Genomic DNA, 15,790 nt, shown 5'->3' with positions numbered 1-15,790 from the left:
CTGACCGACGCCATCCCCCTCACCCCGGTCGGCAAAATTTTTAAACCCGCCCTGAAAAAACTCGAAATTCACTCAGCATTAATCGAAGCTCTGGAGCAGGCCGGCATCGCCTGTGCGCAATTACTGGTGGAAGACACCAAACAAAAAGGTATGCAGCTGCTGATTTATCTTGAACAGGACAGTGACCCACAACGCCGGGCCGCTGAAAAAATACTCGGTCGTTTTCCGTTTGTATTTTCTTTTGCCCGGCAAGAAGCAACCGCCTGATACGGCGGCTGCGGCTACTCCTCAGCCGCCAGCCGCAGCCGTTCCCAGCTCTGCATAACCTGCTTACGCAGCGGCCCCCAACGATAACCGCCCAGCGCCCCGCTCTGCTGAATCACCCGGTGACAGGGAATCATAAAGGCCACCGGGTTGGCGCCAACCGCATTACCAATCGCCCGTGCCGCCGTTGGCTGCCCCAGCTGCGCCGCCAGCTGGCCATAGCTGAGCGCATGGCCGGCAGGAATGGTTAATAACGCGCGCCAGACCGCCAGCTGAAAATTGGTGCCACGCACATGCAGCGACAACGGCGCACCAGCATCACTGCGCTTGCGGGTAAACAGCGTGGCGACCAGCTGTTGTGCCGCGGCGTTATCTTCGTGCCAACCGGCCGCCGGCCATTCAGCCTGTAACGCGGTCAGTTCTTCGCCAGCGCTGAGTTCTTTATGCTTTTGTTGCGGGTCGGTTAAGTCATTGTCGCTGCGGATAAAGGCAGCCCGGCACAGACCACGGGGGGTTTGCGCAATAAACATCGGGCCAAAGGGCGTGTCTGCCACGCCGTAACGGATGGTCAGCCCGGCGCCGGCGCGCTGATATTCACCCGGCGTTACCGCTTCCAGCTGAACAAAATGATCGTGCAGCCGGCTGCTGCCGCTTAAGCCCAGTTCATCGGCCGCTTCCAGTAAGGGCAATTGCTGACGCAGCAGGAATTTACCGCGCTCCAGTGTTAATACCTGCAGAAAACGTTTGGGGCTGGTGCCCGCCCACTGACTGAACAGACGCTGAAAATGAAAAGGGCTGAGATTAACCGCCGCTGCAATATCCTCCAGCGCTGGCTGCTCGCGCGCATGCTCCGTAATAAAACGGATAGCCGTTGCGATTCGTTGATAGTCAGACATAAGCAGCTCCGCGCCGGTTGGGTATTAGGGCCTGTTAGCACTAAGTGAAACAGGTCCAATTCACTTCATCATAAAAATCCGGGCCACGAACACAACCCGGATCTTGCGCTTAACGGATACCGGCGCGACGGATTTTTCTGACATTGATATTCATCAGATAGCGCAGCAGATAACGGTACAGAATACGTTTTAGCCCGCGCAGGTTGGTGCCCATCGCCGCGTAAAATTCATCCGGCGTGTTATAAACGCCGTAGTCGTCGGCAATGCCTTCTTTCTGAATATAGGTATTGCCGCCCTGCCAGTCGTTCTGTGGTTTTTGCAGACAGGGCGTGGCAATGCCATAACCACTGAAAGCTTCACACTCGCTGGCAAAGGCTTTCTGCACCTGCTGCAGATACGGCTGGTCGATAATATAACCCTCTATTTCCAGCCAGCGGCCATCGTAATAAATTTCGACCCAACTGTGCAGAATGCGTGCGGGTGCAAAGGCGAACATCCACAGCGGAATCGCCCCCTTCTGCAGCTCGTTATAAATGGTAAAACCGTGAAAGCGGGCAGGAATGCCCAGCGCCCGCAACAGCGCCATCAGCAGCGTGCCTTTGGTATTGCACTGGCCGTAACCATCACTCAACACCTTACTCGCGCTGAGGCTGTCATCGGCGTTGTAGCCAAAGCGGATATCGTCGCGCACAAAACGATAAACCTCTGCAATCTGCTGGCGGGTATCCAGCTGGTGCCAGCCCTGTTGCTGAATCAGCTGCTGAATGGCCGGATGCTGATAATCCAGCATGGGAGTTGTGGCCAGATAGCTATCCGCGCTGGTGTCGGTATTAACCGATGCATTGCTGGTATTAAAGGTGTTTGCCGTATCAGTCATCATAGTGCTCCTGTTTTTTTACCAGACTAACGCCGGTACAGGCTGATAACTTGAATAAACTGGCTGACTTGCTCGTGTGATTTATGGTGGAGATTAATGGTGGTGATCAATTGCGGGCCAGCTGCAGCGCCTCGCGCACCGATAACCCAAAATGACGACGGAAAGTCCGGCTCAGATGAGCGCTGTCGGCAAAGCCCGCATCCTGCGCTGCATTGGTCGCACTCTTGCCCTGATGTAACGCCTGCACCGCACAGAGCAGGCGGCGCCATAACAGATAGGGCCGCCAGGGCATGTGCATCTGCTCACGGAACAGATGCAGAAAACGGCTCTCCGACAACGCCAGTCCGGCGGCAATATCCCGCGCACGCCATTGCGAAGGTTTGATGCAGCCGCCGTTAAAACACTGATCCAGTTGCTGCTGCAGTCGCAGCAGGCGGCTGTCGGTTATTTGCAGATTAAATGCCTGTTTATCAAGCCCCAGCAAATGGCTTAACGCCGCCAGTAACTCTGTGCAGTCAGCCGCAGATGCCGGGCCAGGCAGGGATACCAACAGCTGGCCATTCATGTGTTGCAAAGCATGTTTACCGGCAACAGACAGAGGCTCCAGCAAAATAACCCAGCAGTGTTCTGCGGCCAGATCGTGCTCCGCTTGCGGTGCAATCAGCAACGGGCCTGTGCCTTTTTCAGCGTTCAGCTGCCAGTGCCCCTGCGCGCCGGGCCACACCAGTTGCAGAGCCGCATGCTGATGTTTATCGGCGAGTATATGCGGGCTGTAAAAGGCCAGAATGCCGGGTTTAATAATCAGCACAGGAATTGTTTACCGCATTGATTAAATAATTAAGCGCCATATAAACGCAGCGCTTCGGCAATGGCGGTATGGTCGGGCGTAATATCCAGCGCCCCCAGCTCCGACAAGGGCTGCCAGAATACGGCTTCAGCCTCGTGGGCCTGAATATTGCCGTGCCATTCGGTAATTAAATAATAATGCAGCAGCTGCAGCTCGTCGGTGGGGTGCAGTAATGAGCAGACGTAACGGGCATTCAGCGGCCGGATGCCCAGCTCTTCATCCAGCTCGCGCAGCAACGTGTCGTGCTGATGTTCGCCTTCTTCCATATGCCCGCCCGGCACCATCACCAGACCCGGATCGATTTCTTTATCGTCGCGGCGTTTTTCCAGCAATACACAATCATCGCGCAGCAGAATAAAGGACACACAGGGCGCAAAGGGCTGAGGAGTAATAGCAGCGGACATGGCGATATCCTGAAGATTAAATGGTGCATTGTTATAACCAGCCTGCGCTCCGGGTACAAGCTCCGCATCACAAGCCGGACAGAGCGCATGTCCGTTTTATCGGGGCAAGATCAGGTGCGACAAGTCGCCGCAGGGGAAGGCCGGGAACTTTCTGCTATCGTCGCGCAAATTTTCAGATATGGAATGCTGTAATGGCTCAGCCGACGTCAATCGCTCCTGCCCGCCTGCTGGCAACCACACCCCTGCCCTTGTTATTCCCCCTGTTATTACCCCTGCTGTTCGCAGGCAAGAATGTATCTGCCGCTGATGCCGAGCTGGAACCGCAGGTCAGCCGTGCCAGTGGTATGCCACAAAATGTCAGCACCCCGCTGCGGGAAATAACCCGCGAGCAATTACAGAGCATCAACTTTATTAATACCGAAGATGCCGTACGTGACCAGCCCGGTATTATCGTACGTAAACGTTACATCGGTGATCCGAATGCCACCCTCGGCATGCGCGGCAGCAATATGTTCCAGACCACCCGTTCGCTGGTTTTTGCTGATGGTATGCCACTGCATTATCACCTGCAGACACGCTACAGTGGTGCACCGCGCTGGTCGGTTGTTGCACCGGCCGAAATCCAGCAGGTGGATATTCTGTACGGCCCTTTTGCAGCGGAATATTCCGGCAACGCCATGGGCGGGGTTGTTAATATTCAGACCCGTCTGCCCGACGAGCGGGAAATCAGCATTGAAGGCAGCAGCTTTGTGCAGGACTACGACCGCATCGGCCGTAAACAACAATTATCCGGCCAGCATTTATACACCAGCTGGGGCGAGCGTTTTGGTAACCTGCAGTTACTGGCTGGTTTTCAGCGTTTGCAAAATGATGGTCAGCCACAAAGCTTTTATTACAGCGCCGAAAAACCAACCACCGGCAGTCCGGCCAGAGGCGGAATTCAGGGGCGGGACAGTAAGGGCAACCCGGTGCTGTATTATGGTGATGCCGGTATCGCCGAAACCCTGACTGATTTATATAAAATCCGCGCACGCTACAATCTGCCCGACGGCGAAGTCCGCGCCAGCCTGGTCTATGAGCAACGGCAGAATAATAATACCGATGCCCGCAGCCTGATACGTGACGCCGGCGGTAATACCGTTTACAGCGGCAATATCAGTCAGGATGGTCATAACTACAGCCTCAGTGGCAGCAGTTTCCGCCACAGCCGGCAAGACCGCCATTCGCTGCTCAGTGCGCTGGGCGTGACTCTGCCAATAGCGGGCAGCTGGTATTGGCAGGCGGATATCAGCCAGTTTGATATTTTAAAAGACGAGCAGATACGCTCGGCCAGAAACCCGGCTGATCCTGCCTGGGATGGCAGTGGTGATATTCAGAATTTCCGCGATACCGGCTGGCAGACGGCGGATATTAAAAGCGGCACACAGAGAGTGTTTGGCCGCCGTGATATGAACCTGTTGCTCGGTTATCACTATGGTGATTATCAGCTTGAGCTGGAAAAAGGCGCTTACGATTATGCCTCCGGACAAAGTGCCGGACAGACACCGTTATCGGGTGGTGAAACGCGTATACAGGCAATTTTTGCCGACTATGGCTGGCAATTTACCAATACACTGGATCTGACACTGGGCCTGCGCCATGAGCGCTGGCAGGGGCTGAACGGCTTTAAAGGCAATGACGAAAATCCGGACCGCAACGAAAGCGCCGTATCACCCAAATTTTCCCTTGGCTGGCAACTGGCTCCGCTGTGGCACAGCCGTTATTCCCTTGCCCGCGCGGTACGTTTTCCTATCGTTGAAGAGCTGTACGAAAATGCCAGCAACGACGATGTACAACAAATTGCCAATGCCAGTCTGAAGCCCGAAACCGGTATCCACCATAACCTCAATATTCAGTTCGATGATGGCCGGCAAAGCCTGAAGATTAATCTGTTTTACGAAAAAATCCGCGACACTATTTTTAACCAGAGTGGCATTTATACCGATGCTTTCGGTAATCCGCTGACCGTCAGTTCGTTTCTGAATATCGACCGCGTATCAACCCGCGGAGCCGATATCAGCCTGCAGCGCCGCGCGCTGTTTATGCCGCAGCTCGATGTGCGTTTTAATGCCACCGCCCTGCGTTCCCGTATTGATAAAAACGACGGCGTGGCTGACAGCGAAGGCAAAGATATGCCGCGTATTCCGCGCTGGAGTCAGAATCTGACTCTGACCTGGCATCAGAGTACAGCACTGGATTTCAGCACCAGTGTGCGCCATATCAGCGACAGCTATAACGAACTGGATAACAGCGACCACGAGCAGCGCGTATTCGGTGCGATTGATGCCTACACCTTTATCGATGCCAGGATGCGTTACCAGTTTAACCGCCATGCTCAGCTGTCGGTTGGTGCCGATAATATTACTGACCGGGTAGCCTACGTTCATCACCCTTATCCGTCACGCACACTGTATCTGGAGGGCGGTTACCGCTTCTGATAATGAACCATAATCTCTACCGGAAAATCTGGCGCTGGCATTTTTATGCCGGATTATTTGTACTGCCCTTTATGCTCATTCTGGCCCTGAGCGGAATTGTCATGTTGCTGCAACCACAGCTGGAACAATGGCAGTTTGACGATTATTTAACCGTTAGCCCCAGCGCTCAGCAGCTATCTGCCGACGACCAATACCAGGCCGTAAAAACAGCCTTTCCGAACGCAGCGATTGAACAGTACCTGCCGGCCAAAACACCGCACAGCAGTGCACGTTTTCATATCCGCGAAGGTAACAGCAACCGTATTGTTTTTGTTGATCCTTACCGGGCCAGCATCATTGGCAGTATGGCGTTAGCGGATACCTGGTATGCCATTGCCGATGATATTCATGGCACCCTGATGGCCGGATGGTTTGGTGATGCTTTGCTCGAAGCCTCTGCAGGCCTGTGTATTTTTTTATTAATATCCGGGCTCTACCTGCACTGGCCACGCAGCCGTAAAAGTTCTTTATGGCGTATCCCATTAGCCCTGCATCATAAACGCTCACGCTGGCGCCAGCTGCATGGCGCGCTGGGATTATGGCTGAGTCTGCTACTGGTATTTTTTGCCTTAAGTGGCCTGGCTTGGAGCGGCGTATGGGGGCAAAAAATCGTACAACCCTGGGGCAGTTTTCCCGCAGAAAAATCGGCCCAATTCTGGCAGCCGGAGAAAAATTCAGCAGTTAATCCTCATGCCGGGCACCACAGCGCCATGCCGGATACCGCGACGTTAAACAGTGGAAATCTGAATGAAATATCCTGGAGTGCCGAGCAATTGCCGATCCCGATAGCAGAACCTGCCGCCGCGCATCCGCTTACAGCGCAACAGATTATAAATATCGGCAAACAACTTCTGCCCGGTTATTTCCGCCTCAGCTTTCCGCGCGGTGAACAAGGCGTATATACCCTGATTGCCTCAACCAGCAGCGGTGATATTACCGATCCCATACAGGACAGAACGGTGCATATCAACCCGGCGGATGGTCGGGTGTTAGCCGATATTGGCTGGAATAATTACAACCTGCTGGCAAAAAGCATGGCCGCCGGAATTGCCCTGCATAAAGGTCAGGCGGGGCTGTGGAATCTGTGGCTCAACATTATCGCCTGCCTGTTATTAATGTTGCTGGCACTGGCTGGTCTGGTGTTGTGGTGGAAGCGCCGCTCGCCAAGTAAAGGCAGCCTGTTACGCCCGCCGGCTGCGGATAAAACATTAAACCCGTTATGGCTGTTGCTGCTGATCAGCTTTGCGCTACTGTTCCCGTTAAGCGGTCTGGCATTGCTGGGCTTTGCCTTACTGGACTTTGCGCTGCCAGACAGATTAACGGGCAACTTAACGACGGCAACACCGCTGAACAGCTAAACATCTGATCCTGACTCAGGCCCAGACTCAGGCCCAGACTCAGACCCGGGCTCAGGCCATAGCAATGGCCTGAGCTACCGTTGCCGGCGTGGTTAATAACGCGGTATCAAACACGCCCTGCCGCCGTGCCGGATCAAGCAGATTCCAGCCAAAGGCGTGCAGGTCATCTTCGTTCGGTTCAATGCGGATAACCCGTTTACCGGCGGCACGCAGCATAGCTTCTTCACGGTCTACTATGCGTGTCATCCCCTTGCGGGCGTAACGCTCAACGGCATTAAAAAGACTGCCGGCTTTACCAGGCCAGCGTGATGCCATCGGTGCGATAATAATGACTTCATCGACGTCTTCGTTAACCAGTAAATCCGCCGACGCCGGTGACATAATGCCGCCATCCAGGTAGGTATTCCCCTGAATATTCACCGGCGGACAACAACCCGGCACCGCATAGGATGCACACACCGCACGCGATAATGGTACCTGAGTAAAATCATCGGCCTGACTGCCAATGGCACGGCGCTCGGCGGTTTTTGCATCCACTGCCATCAGCCAGAGTTTTTTCTCTGTTTGCTGTCCGCTCTGTAGTGCTTGTGGCCAGAGATCACCAGCCGATGCCGACTGAATAAGACGCACAAAGCCCGACATATCGGTACGGCCGCGGGGCAAAATTCCGCAGAGTCCGGTTAGTAAACTGACTTCACGGTTTAAGGCTTTTTTAAATAACGCCGGGCCACTGAATTTCCATTGTGGCCAGGGCGGTAATTTACCGCCGGAGTCGGTCGCATGGTTCCAGTAACAGCCTTGCTGCGGCTCATTATTTTGCGCGGCGACTAAGCGCTCCAGACTGACACCACTGGCAAGCAGTGCAGCCAGCACTGCGCCGACCGAAGTGCCCACCAGAATATCGGCATCGGCCGGATTCCAGTTCAGCTGTTTACTCACCGCCTGCAGCGCAGCAATGCTCCAGGCACCACCGGCAACGGCACCACAACCCAACACCAGCGCCCGTTTTGGCTGATTCATACGCTGGCCTCCGTGGCTTTTTTCCGCCGTGCTGTTGTTTTTTTCGTGCTGTTGGCTGTTATGTTCTGAGCCGCCCAGTCAACCTTTGCCAGACCAAAATAAGACGCCATATCAAAACGGCTTAACAGCTGGCGCATACGGTAAGTACTCCAGGGAAAACCGATACTGTTTTTACCATTCTGATCGAGGTAATAACTGGAGCAGCCACCGGTATTCCAGACCGTTCCCTGCAGTTCCTGCTGCACCCGTTGGTTATAACCCTGCTGCACCTCAGCTTTTACTTCCAGCGTCTGCAGCTGATTACGCTGCATGGTTTTTATTGCGCCCATAATGTAATTAATCTGAGCTTCGATCACGATAAAGGCCGAGTTATGACCAATCGCCAGATTAGGACCAAGAATTAAAAAGAAATTCGGAAAATTATGAATACAGGTGCCACGGTAAGCCTCCGGACTGCCCTGCCAGACATCATCCAGCGAACGACCATCGCGACCATGTACATGGCGGGCAATAGGCACATCAGACACATGAAAACCGGTGCCAAGAATAATCACATCCACGTCGGCTTCGCTGCCATCCTGACCAACCACAGTATTGCCACGGATTTCTTTAACACCGGTGGCCAGCACCTCAACATTGCTTTGTGCCACCGCCGGATAATAATTATTTGACAGCAATACACGCTTACAGCCCATGGTGTAATCCGGGGTTAATTTGCGGCGTAATTCCGGGTCTTTAATCTTGCGGTTAATGTGCGCGGTGGCGATTTTTTGCATCCACTTTAATAACAGCGGTTTGCGGAAACCGACGCCAAAGGCCTCAAAGCCGGTGTAAATGAGTTTACGCCAGCTGTTCAGAGTTAACGGCAAACGGAAGAATGCACGCTCAATGGCCGGAATACGGTGATCGGGTTTGGGCAGAATCCATTGTGGCGTGCGTTGGAAAATACTCAGCTTGCCAACTTTTGGCTGTATTTCCGGCACAAACTGAATGGCCGAGGCACCGGTACCGATCACCGCCACCCGCTTGCCGTTTAAATCACAGTCGTGATTCCAGCGTGAGGAATGAAACACCTCACCGTTAAATTCCTTAAGACCCGGCAGCTTCGGCATAATGGGTTCATGCAGATAACCCACCGCCGAAATGACTTTGTTGGCCGTCAGCTCAGTTTTAACATCGCCCTCTGCGGTTTTAATTAACCACTGCTGCGACTCTTCCTGCCAGAAACTGTCTTCCACTGCGATGCCATAACGGATAAAAGGCGTTATACCAAAACGCTCTGCTGTGCTGCGCACATAACTGAGAATTTCCGCCTGCGGTGCAAAGGCACGGCTCCAGTCCGGCTTTTGCGCAAACGAATACGAGTACAGCGCCGAGGGTACATCGCAGGCACAACCCGGATAGGTATTGTCGCGCCAGCAACCACCCAGATCCGGGTATTTTTCCAGAATCAGAAAATCGCTGAAGCCCTGCTCCAGTAGTTTAATTGCAGCGCCAATACCACTGACGCCGGCACCGATGATGATGGTATCCCAGTGTGTTTTTTTCATTGTTATTGTTCCCGGCTCAAAGCTGATTACCCATTCCGTTTTAGTGCAGACTACCCAAAGCGGAATAGCTCGTCAATTTTGATAGGGACGCCCAGGTCGTCAGGCAAAAGCAGCCACACTTCGCGCCAGAGCCGCGCCGTCTCTGGTCTGGCGGATAATGGCCGCCTGCCTGCGGGTGGATTCGTGTCAGCTCCTTTGTTCTTTGCCACGGTATATTGTCCGCAAAGCACAGGTGCCCACCGTAAAACCCAGCCCTGCTTTGCGCTCCTGCCCCCTGTTTAATAGCTCCGCTGCGGCAGAAACTGGCATTTTTGCCATAAAGACTGCGCCATAAGGCTATTAACCCCGGTCTGTTTTGAATCCATACTGCCACTTCAAAAATAATAACGACGCCAGGGCAACTCTGACCATGCCGATCCGCAAAGAATACCGTTACGACAATGGTGAGCATTCCGTTACCGGCACCCGTGTCGGTCGTTTTAATCTGGGGATTAATACCACCTTTATTGTCTATCGTATTGGCGACACACTGATTGATACCGGCCCATCCAACCAGTGGCGTGAAGTAAAGCAGGTACTGGAGCGCAGTCAGCAACACACGCCGCTGCGCCAGCTGTTAATTACCCATCACCATGAAGACCACAGCGGTAATGCCCGTCGTATCAGCCAGCTGACCGGCGTTTTGCCCTATGCACCGGTTCAGGGGCAGGAAAAACTGGCACGCGGTTATCGCACCCCGTTGTTGCAAAAAATTATCTGGGGCAGCCCCCGGCCGGTAGCGACCCAGGCTTTGCATAACAACCTGACGCTGAGCGATGGCAGCCCGGTTATTCCTGTGCATACTCCCGGCCACGCCAAAGATTTAACCTGCCTGTTTATGCCAGCGCAGAAATATTTATTCAGCGGCGATATGTATATTTCCAAATCACTGAAATATCTGCGCAGCGATGAGCATCTGGGCGATCTGATTCACAGTCTGGATAAACTGCTGGCGCTGGATTTCAGCGTCTTATTCTGTCCACACCGTGGCATTGTTGAAGATGGCAAAGCCGCACTGCAGGAAAAACGCGACAACCTTTACCGGCTGTGTGAGCAGGCGCAGCAATTGCAGCAACAGGGGCTGAAAGAAGAGGATATTGTTGTCCGCATACTGGGGCCGGAAGATTTTCTGGCCAAAGCATCGCGTTACAACATCTCTAAAAGTAATCTTATCCGGCAGGCGCTGATCTATCCGCTGTAATCGCTCCATATAACAAATCATTGTGATCTGTTACAAAAAATCCTTACCCATATACTCTTTCGGCGGCTGACAGGATTGCAGCCCGCCGTTGATTTCGTTATAAATTGCGGCCCAATCAAACAAGGACGTATCCGGATGAATCCATCTGTTTCTTCTGCCAACAGCAATGCTGGCGAAACCCGCACCCTGCCGGTTATTTTTTCCGGTAAAAAAGGTGAATACCTGAAACTCTGGCTGGTGAATATGCTGCTCAGCATTCTCACTCTGGGCATTTACAGTGCCTGGGCCAAAGTCCGCAATACCCAATACCTGTATGGTCACACTCAGGTTGAAGGTCATCGTTTACAGTATCTGGCTACTCCACTGCAGATTCTGCGCGGCCGTATTATTGCGGTAATTCTTTTTGGTTTATATGTGATTGTTTCCAGCCTGCATCCGGTTGCCAACCTGGTATTAATGCTGCTGTTACTGATTGCATTGCCATGGCTGCTGATTCAGGGACTGCGTTTTACCCTGCGCATGACCGCCTACCGTAATGTGCGTTTTTCTTTTGATGCCAACTACGGCGGAGTATTACTGCACTTTATTCTGCTGCCTGTTCTCGGCGCTCTGACCTTTGGTCTGGCTATGCCGTGGGTAATTCAGCGTCTGCAAAAATATATTCATGACTCCATCAGCTTTGGCGGTCATAACTTCAGCCTGAATTCTTCAGCCGGTTACTACTACAAAGCCGTTCTGGTCTGCATTGGTCTGTCTGTTCTGTATTTTATTGCTCTGGCCCTTCTGGGTGGTGGCGTATTTGCCGCTCTGGCTGCTGAAAACCCTGCGGCACTGGGCGGCCTGGTCATTATCGCAATCAGCTATTTCATGTTTGGTTATGTAATTGGTGCGGTGTATCAGAGCATGATCCGCAACCATGTAATGAACAACCTGAGCATTGATGGCGTGGTGTCTTTTAATTCCAGTGTGGAAGTGAAGCCTTATATCTGGCTGATGCTGTCTAACTCACTGCTGCTGATATTTACTCTGGGTCTGGCCTATCCGGTAACCCAGATCCGTAAAAACAAATTTCTTGCGGATGCCACACTGGTTAATCTGCAACCAGCCGCAGATCATCTGGTAAATACGGTTGATGATAAATACTCCGCCTTTGGCGAAGAAGCCGCCGGTCTGTTTGACGCGGATCTGTCACTGACCTGATTAATCAGTAAACCCAAAGGGAGAAGCCCGCATGGCAACCGATAGCTCACCCATTGCGGGCACCTTCCAGCTGGCCGGTCGTGCAGAAGCACACCCGGCCATTGCCCGTATTAATGATAATGGCAGCGTACAGATTATCGCCGCCAATGATCAGCGCCCACTGCATTACAGTAACGCTCAGGATATGCAGTATGGCGATATTATTCCTGGCCTGCCGGCCGAATTAATCTTTGCCGACGGCGCCCGTTTTATTCCCACCGATGCATCCTATCGCTGGCCGGGTTTATCCGGTGCCAAACGTTTACCGGCCTGGCTTGAAACCCACTGGGTAGCTGTACTGGCCGCAGTTATTCTGGTTCCGGGTTTTATCTGGCTGATGGTACACAAAGTGATTCCTTCCGCCGCCAGTGCCAGCGTGCAGTATTTACCCGAATTTGTTGCCACCGAACTGGGTGAACAAACCCTGGACCTGCTTGACCGGTTTTATATGGAACCCACTCAGGTCAGCAACGAACAACAGGAAAAGATCACCGCCGACTGGCATGCCATTCTGCAGCGACTGGAACTGCCAGAGGATAAATTCCGCTTATATTTCCGTGCCAGCAATATCGGCGCCAATGCCTTTGCCCTGCCCGACGGCAGCGTGATTCTGACCGACGGAATTGTTGAGCTGATGCAGGATCACCCGGAGCAGCTCAATGCGGTTCTGCTGCACGAGATTGGTCATGTTGAACATAAGCACAGCTTGAAAACACTGGCGCAGGCCACGGCGACCACCATGATGTTTGCCATGATGTTCGGCGATATCGACGGTGCCGGAGAAATGATTATTGGTGCCGGCACCAGCTTGCTGCAAAGCGCATTTTCGCGCGATATGGAACGTGAAGCCGATGCTTATGCCTACACCCAGTTGCATAAAATCGGTCATTCGCCGGTGGATTTTGCCAATGCTATGCGCGCACTGATGAAATCCCACGGTGCCAGCGATGAACAACTGCAGGGCAATGGGAACGGTGAAGACAACGGTAAGGAATTACTGGAATATCTGAGTTCACACCCGGATACATTAGAGCGGATTAAAGCTGCTGAAGAATGGCAGCCAGACACAAAATAATGCTCTGATTGCGGTGAAGAAAAAAGCGATACCGGTAAACAGGTATCGCTCTTTCGCAGTTTACTGCGCTCTCTTGCTGCTTATTGCGCTCTCTCTGTTTATTGCGCCGCAATGACGGCCATGGTCAGACGTGAAATACAGCTCAGCTTGCCTTCGGCGTTATTAATACGGATTTCCCAGACCTGAGAGCTGCGGCCTTTGTGTACCAGTCTGGCGATACCGGTTAATTCACCGGAGCGCACGCCACGCAGATGGTTGGCATTAATTTCCTGCCCCACCGCATATTCCTTGCTGTTATCCAGACACAGGTTGGCCGCCATGCTGCCCAGAGTTTCGGCAAATAATACGTTGGCGCCACCGTGTACCAGCCCAACCGGCTGAAAGGTGCGCTCATCGGCAGGCATAGTACCGGCAACATAATCATCACCGACTTCGGTAATAACAATGCCCAGATTACTACAGGCGGTATTTTCCATCTGGCGGTTCATATCCGCGATGTCGGGGGTGGCAAACCAGATACTGCTCATCAAAACCTCTGCTTCTGTGTGTTTGTTGTATTTCTGCAGATAAGTTTTTTATCAGAAAGCCCGGGGCCATGCACCCCGACTTTAGCGGCTATTGAAGAACAATCTGTATCAGGCCTGCATCCAGCCCAGATTTTGCTGCGCATAACGCTGCGCCAGCGGCATATCCAGCGCATAAGCTTCGGCCAGTAACTGCGCATCCGCCAGTAACTCCACCGCACCACAGGCCAGTACTTCGCCGTGGCGTAAGATCAGCACCCGGTCAGCCCAGCAGGCCGCCAGGCTGATGTCGTGCATCACCGCCAGTACGGCAACACCCTGCCCGGCAAATTCACCAACACGCTGCATAATGCTGTGCTGATGGGCCGGGTCGAGGGCCGAGGTGCATTCGTCGAGCAATAAATAACGCGGCAGTTCGCGGCCATCGCTGTTTTTCTCCGCTTGCCAGATCTGCGCCAGTACCCGTGCCAGCTGCACCCGTTGCTGTTCACCGCCGGATAACCCGGAATAATTGCGCCGGCGCAGATGCCAGACATCAGCACACTGCATGGCCGCCCGCTGCAGCGCGGTGCTGTGCAGTTCGTCACCGTGGGGAGCGCGCCCCAGAGCCACGACCTGATCTACACGGAACGGAAATGCCAGCTCCACTTTTTGTGGCATCACCGCCATCTGCCGCGCACGTTCAGCGCCGTTCCAGAATTTAAGCGATAAATGATCCAGAATAATATCGCCCTGATAATTACTGAATTCACCACACATGCACTTCAGCAGCGTCGATTTACCGGCCCCGTTAGCACCCAGTACCGCCAGTTTTTCTCCATAACCCAGATGCAGATTAATATCGTTCAGAAGTGTTTTTGATGATCGGCCTGCAGCGCTTCCCAGATTCACACTCAGGTGTTTAACATTCAGCATTATCTGCTCCTGTTGCTGACAGCTCCCCGTTCAGCCACGGTTGTGTTTTACCTGCTGCAACAGCAGGCTTAAAAATACCGGTCCGCCAATCACCGCCATAACCAGCCCCACAGGTAAATCAGCCGGTGCCAGCCAGGTACGGGCAATCATATCGGCAATCAATAACAACGAAGCGCCCAATAACACAGAGGCCGGTAATAACGCACGGTGATCCGGCCCGATTAACAGACGCAATAAATGCGGCACCACCAGACCGATAAAACCAATCATGCCGGCCACGGCGACACCGGCACCAACCATTAACGCGGCTGCCGCAATTAACCAAAGCTTGGCCTGTTGCACGCGATAACCAAGATGGGTTGCTACCGCTTCGCCCAGTAATAATGCATTTAATAACCGCGCAAAACGCGGCAGAAAACATAAAGGCAAAATAATACAGATACTGAGGGCCGCAATTTCCGGCCAGCGACCGTGAGCCAGACTACCCATTGACCAGAACGTCATAGAACGCAATGCCTGATCGTCGGCCATGTAGGTAAGAATGCCGGTTAATGCTCCGGTTAATACGTTAATGGCCACGCCTGCCAATAGCAGCGTTGCTACCTGCGTCTGACCATTACGGGTACCTAAACGGTAAATCACCAGAGTAACTGCCAGACCGCCGAGAAATGCAGCAATCGGTAAGGCCAGAGGCCCCATAACCACGACCCAGAACGCCAGCAGAGAATCTTTTAAAACAATAACGGCAACCGCCGCCAGTGCCGCGCCACTGGCAACACCGATTAATCCGGGGTCGGCCAGCGGATTACGGAAAACTCCCTGAGTAACCGCTCCGGCCGCCGCCAGACCCGCACCGATAAGCACCGCCAGAAGAGTGCGCGGCAGGCGTAATTCACGCACCACCCAGTCGCTCTGCCCCTGAATGTCGGCAAAGGTGATGGCATTCCATAACGACTGCAGCACCTGGGCATTGGTTAATTCTACCGGGCCGGTACGCAGCGATAATAAAATCAGCAAAACCAGTAACCCGGCGGCGGTAAAAATTAACAGCGCCTGACGCAACGC

General features: G+C 53.3%; 14 protein-coding genes and 1 pseudogene. 6 read left to right on the top strand and 9 right to left on the bottom strand.

Translation table 11 applies throughout. The features are described from left to right. Positions 1 to 267 (top strand): annotated as a pseudogene (locus B3P58_RS14405) (hypothetical protein); the annotation flags it as partial. Positions 268 to 281: 14 nt separating this feature from the next. Here B3P58_RS14405 and B3P58_RS14400 read toward each other — a convergent pair. The 4 genes from B3P58_RS14400 to B3P58_RS14385 form a co-directional block, all read right to left on the bottom strand. Next, entirely contained in the window at positions 282 to 1,160 is an 879-nt protein-coding gene (locus B3P58_RS14400) for a methylated-DNA--[protein]-cysteine S-methyltransferase (RefSeq protein ID WP_286718531.1), read from the bottom strand. A 109-nt stretch (positions 1,161 to 1,269) separates the two neighbouring features. Further along, entirely contained in the window at positions 1,270 to 2,040 is a 771-nt protein-coding gene (locus B3P58_RS14395; RefSeq protein WP_286718529.1) for a transglutaminase-like domain-containing protein, read from the bottom strand. A gap of 103 nt (positions 2,041 to 2,143) precedes the next feature. Next, positions 2,144 to 2,845, bottom strand: a complete 702-nt coding sequence (locus B3P58_RS14390) for an AraC family transcriptional regulator (protein WP_286718528.1) — start codon at positions 2,843 to 2,845, stop codon at positions 2,144 to 2,146. A 29-nt stretch (positions 2,846 to 2,874) separates the two neighbouring features. Then, positions 2,875 to 3,288 (bottom strand): NUDIX hydrolase, encoded by a 414-nt coding sequence (locus B3P58_RS14385; RefSeq protein WP_286718526.1) that lies wholly within the window; start codon positions 3,286 to 3,288, stop codon positions 2,875 to 2,877. Between the two features lie 191 nt (positions 3,289 to 3,479). Here B3P58_RS14385 and B3P58_RS14380 point away from each other — a divergent pair, with 191 nt between their 5' ends. Continuing rightward, positions 3,480 to 5,765, top strand: a complete 2,286-nt coding sequence (locus B3P58_RS14380; RefSeq protein ID WP_286718524.1) for a TonB-dependent receptor — start codon at positions 3,480 to 3,482, stop codon at positions 5,763 to 5,765. Between the two features lie 2 nt (positions 5,766 to 5,767). Then, complete coding sequence (locus B3P58_RS14375) at positions 5,768 to 7,162, top strand: PepSY-associated TM helix domain-containing protein (protein WP_286718522.1); 1,395 nt, start codon at positions 5,768 to 5,770, stop codon at positions 7,160 to 7,162. Positions 7,163 to 7,213: 51 nt separating this feature from the next. Here B3P58_RS14375 and B3P58_RS14370 read toward each other — a convergent pair whose 3' ends face one another. Together B3P58_RS14370 and B3P58_RS14365 are read right to left on the bottom strand one after the other, a co-directional pair. Beyond that, positions 7,214 to 8,182 (bottom strand): patatin-like phospholipase family protein, encoded by a 969-nt coding sequence (locus B3P58_RS14370; protein ID WP_286718520.1) that lies wholly within the window; start codon positions 8,180 to 8,182, stop codon positions 7,214 to 7,216. Next, the gene (locus B3P58_RS14365) at positions 8,179 to 9,732 is read right to left on the bottom strand and encodes a flavin-containing monooxygenase (RefSeq protein WP_286718518.1); all 1,554 of its coding nucleotides are present in this window, start codon (positions 9,730 to 9,732) and stop codon (positions 8,179 to 8,181) included. The genes B3P58_RS14370 and B3P58_RS14365 overlap by 4 nt, the downstream gene beginning before the upstream one ends. Positions 9,733 to 10,087: 355 nt before the next feature. Here B3P58_RS14365 and B3P58_RS14360 point away from each other — a divergent pair, with 355 nt between their 5' ends. From B3P58_RS14360 to B3P58_RS14350, 3 genes are all read left to right on the top strand, one after another. Then, positions 10,088 to 10,972: an MBL fold metallo-hydrolase gene (locus B3P58_RS14360; protein ID WP_286718516.1), complete on the top strand. Its 885-nt coding sequence runs from the start codon at positions 10,088 to 10,090 to the stop codon at positions 10,970 to 10,972. Positions 10,973 to 11,107: 135 nt separating this feature from the next. After that, a complete protein-coding gene (locus tag B3P58_RS14355; protein WP_225692853.1) occupies positions 11,108 to 12,172 on the top strand; it encodes a YjgN family protein in 1,065 nt (354 codons plus the stop codon). A gap of 31 nt (positions 12,173 to 12,203) precedes the next feature. Beyond that, positions 12,204 to 13,286, top strand: a complete 1,083-nt coding sequence (locus B3P58_RS14350) for a M48 family metallopeptidase (RefSeq protein ID WP_225692852.1) — start codon at positions 12,204 to 12,206, stop codon at positions 13,284 to 13,286. Between the two features lie 98 nt (positions 13,287 to 13,384). On the opposite strand, the gene B3P58_RS14345 is transcribed toward B3P58_RS14350, so the two are convergent. The 3 genes from B3P58_RS14345 to B3P58_RS14335 all read right to left on the bottom strand — a co-directional run. Then, positions 13,385 to 13,813, bottom strand: a complete 429-nt coding sequence (locus B3P58_RS14345; protein ID WP_145466653.1) for a hotdog fold thioesterase — start codon at positions 13,811 to 13,813, stop codon at positions 13,385 to 13,387. A gap of 108 nt (positions 13,814 to 13,921) precedes the next feature. After that, entirely contained in the window at positions 13,922 to 14,725 is an 804-nt protein-coding gene (locus B3P58_RS14340; RefSeq protein WP_145466654.1) for a heme ABC transporter ATP-binding protein, read from the bottom strand. 30 nt (positions 14,726 to 14,755) lie between these two features. Continuing rightward, the coding region (locus B3P58_RS14335; RefSeq protein WP_349676598.1) for a FecCD family ABC transporter permease at positions 14,756 to 15,790 on the bottom strand (1,035 nt) is incomplete at its 5' end.

Source organism: Thalassolituus sp. UBA2009 (assembly GCF_002335285.1).
GTDB classification, from domain to species: Bacteria; Pseudomonadota; Gammaproteobacteria; order Pseudomonadales; family Oceanobacteraceae; genus Venatoribacter; species Venatoribacter alkanivorans.
The sequence above is the reverse complement of the archived record's forward strand: the minus strand, read 5'-3'. Positions and strand labels throughout refer to the sequence as shown.

Excerpts from the sequence above, each read along its gene's own strand:
- B3P58_RS14380 (WP_286718524.1), top strand. The coding sequence starts at position 3,480 with ATGGCTCAGCCGACGTCAATCGCTCCTGCCCGCCTGCTGGCAACCACA.
- B3P58_RS14370 (WP_286718520.1), bottom strand. The coding sequence starts at position 8,182 with ATGAATCAGCCAAAACGGGCGCTGGTGTTGGGTTGTGGTGCCGTTGCC.
- B3P58_RS14350 (WP_225692852.1), top strand. The coding sequence starts at position 12,204 with ATGGCAACCGATAGCTCACCCATTGCGGGCACCTTCCAGCTGGCCGGT.
- B3P58_RS14365 (WP_286718518.1), bottom strand. The coding sequence starts at position 9,732 with ATGAAAAAAACACACTGGGATACCATCATCATCGGTGCCGGCGTCAGT.
- B3P58_RS14355 (WP_225692853.1), top strand. The coding sequence starts at position 11,108 with ATGAATCCATCTGTTTCTTCTGCCAACAGCAATGCTGGCGAAACCCGC.
- B3P58_RS14340 (WP_145466654.1), bottom strand. The coding sequence starts at position 14,725 with ATGCTGAATGTTAAACACCTGAGTGTGAATCTGGGAAGCGCTGCAGGC.
- B3P58_RS14395 (WP_286718529.1), bottom strand. The coding sequence starts at position 2,040 with ATGATGACTGATACGGCAAACACCTTTAATACCAGCAATGCATCGGTT.
- B3P58_RS14345 (WP_145466653.1), bottom strand. The coding sequence starts at position 13,813 with ATGAGCAGTATCTGGTTTGCCACCCCCGACATCGCGGATATGAACCGC.
- B3P58_RS14375 (WP_286718522.1), top strand. The coding sequence starts at position 5,768 with ATGAACCATAATCTCTACCGGAAAATCTGGCGCTGGCATTTTTATGCC.
- B3P58_RS14385 (WP_286718526.1), bottom strand. The coding sequence starts at position 3,288 with ATGTCCGCTGCTATTACTCCTCAGCCCTTTGCGCCCTGTGTGTCCTTT.
- B3P58_RS14400 (WP_286718531.1), bottom strand. The coding sequence starts at position 1,160 with ATGTCTGACTATCAACGAATCGCAACGGCTATCCGTTTTATTACGGAG.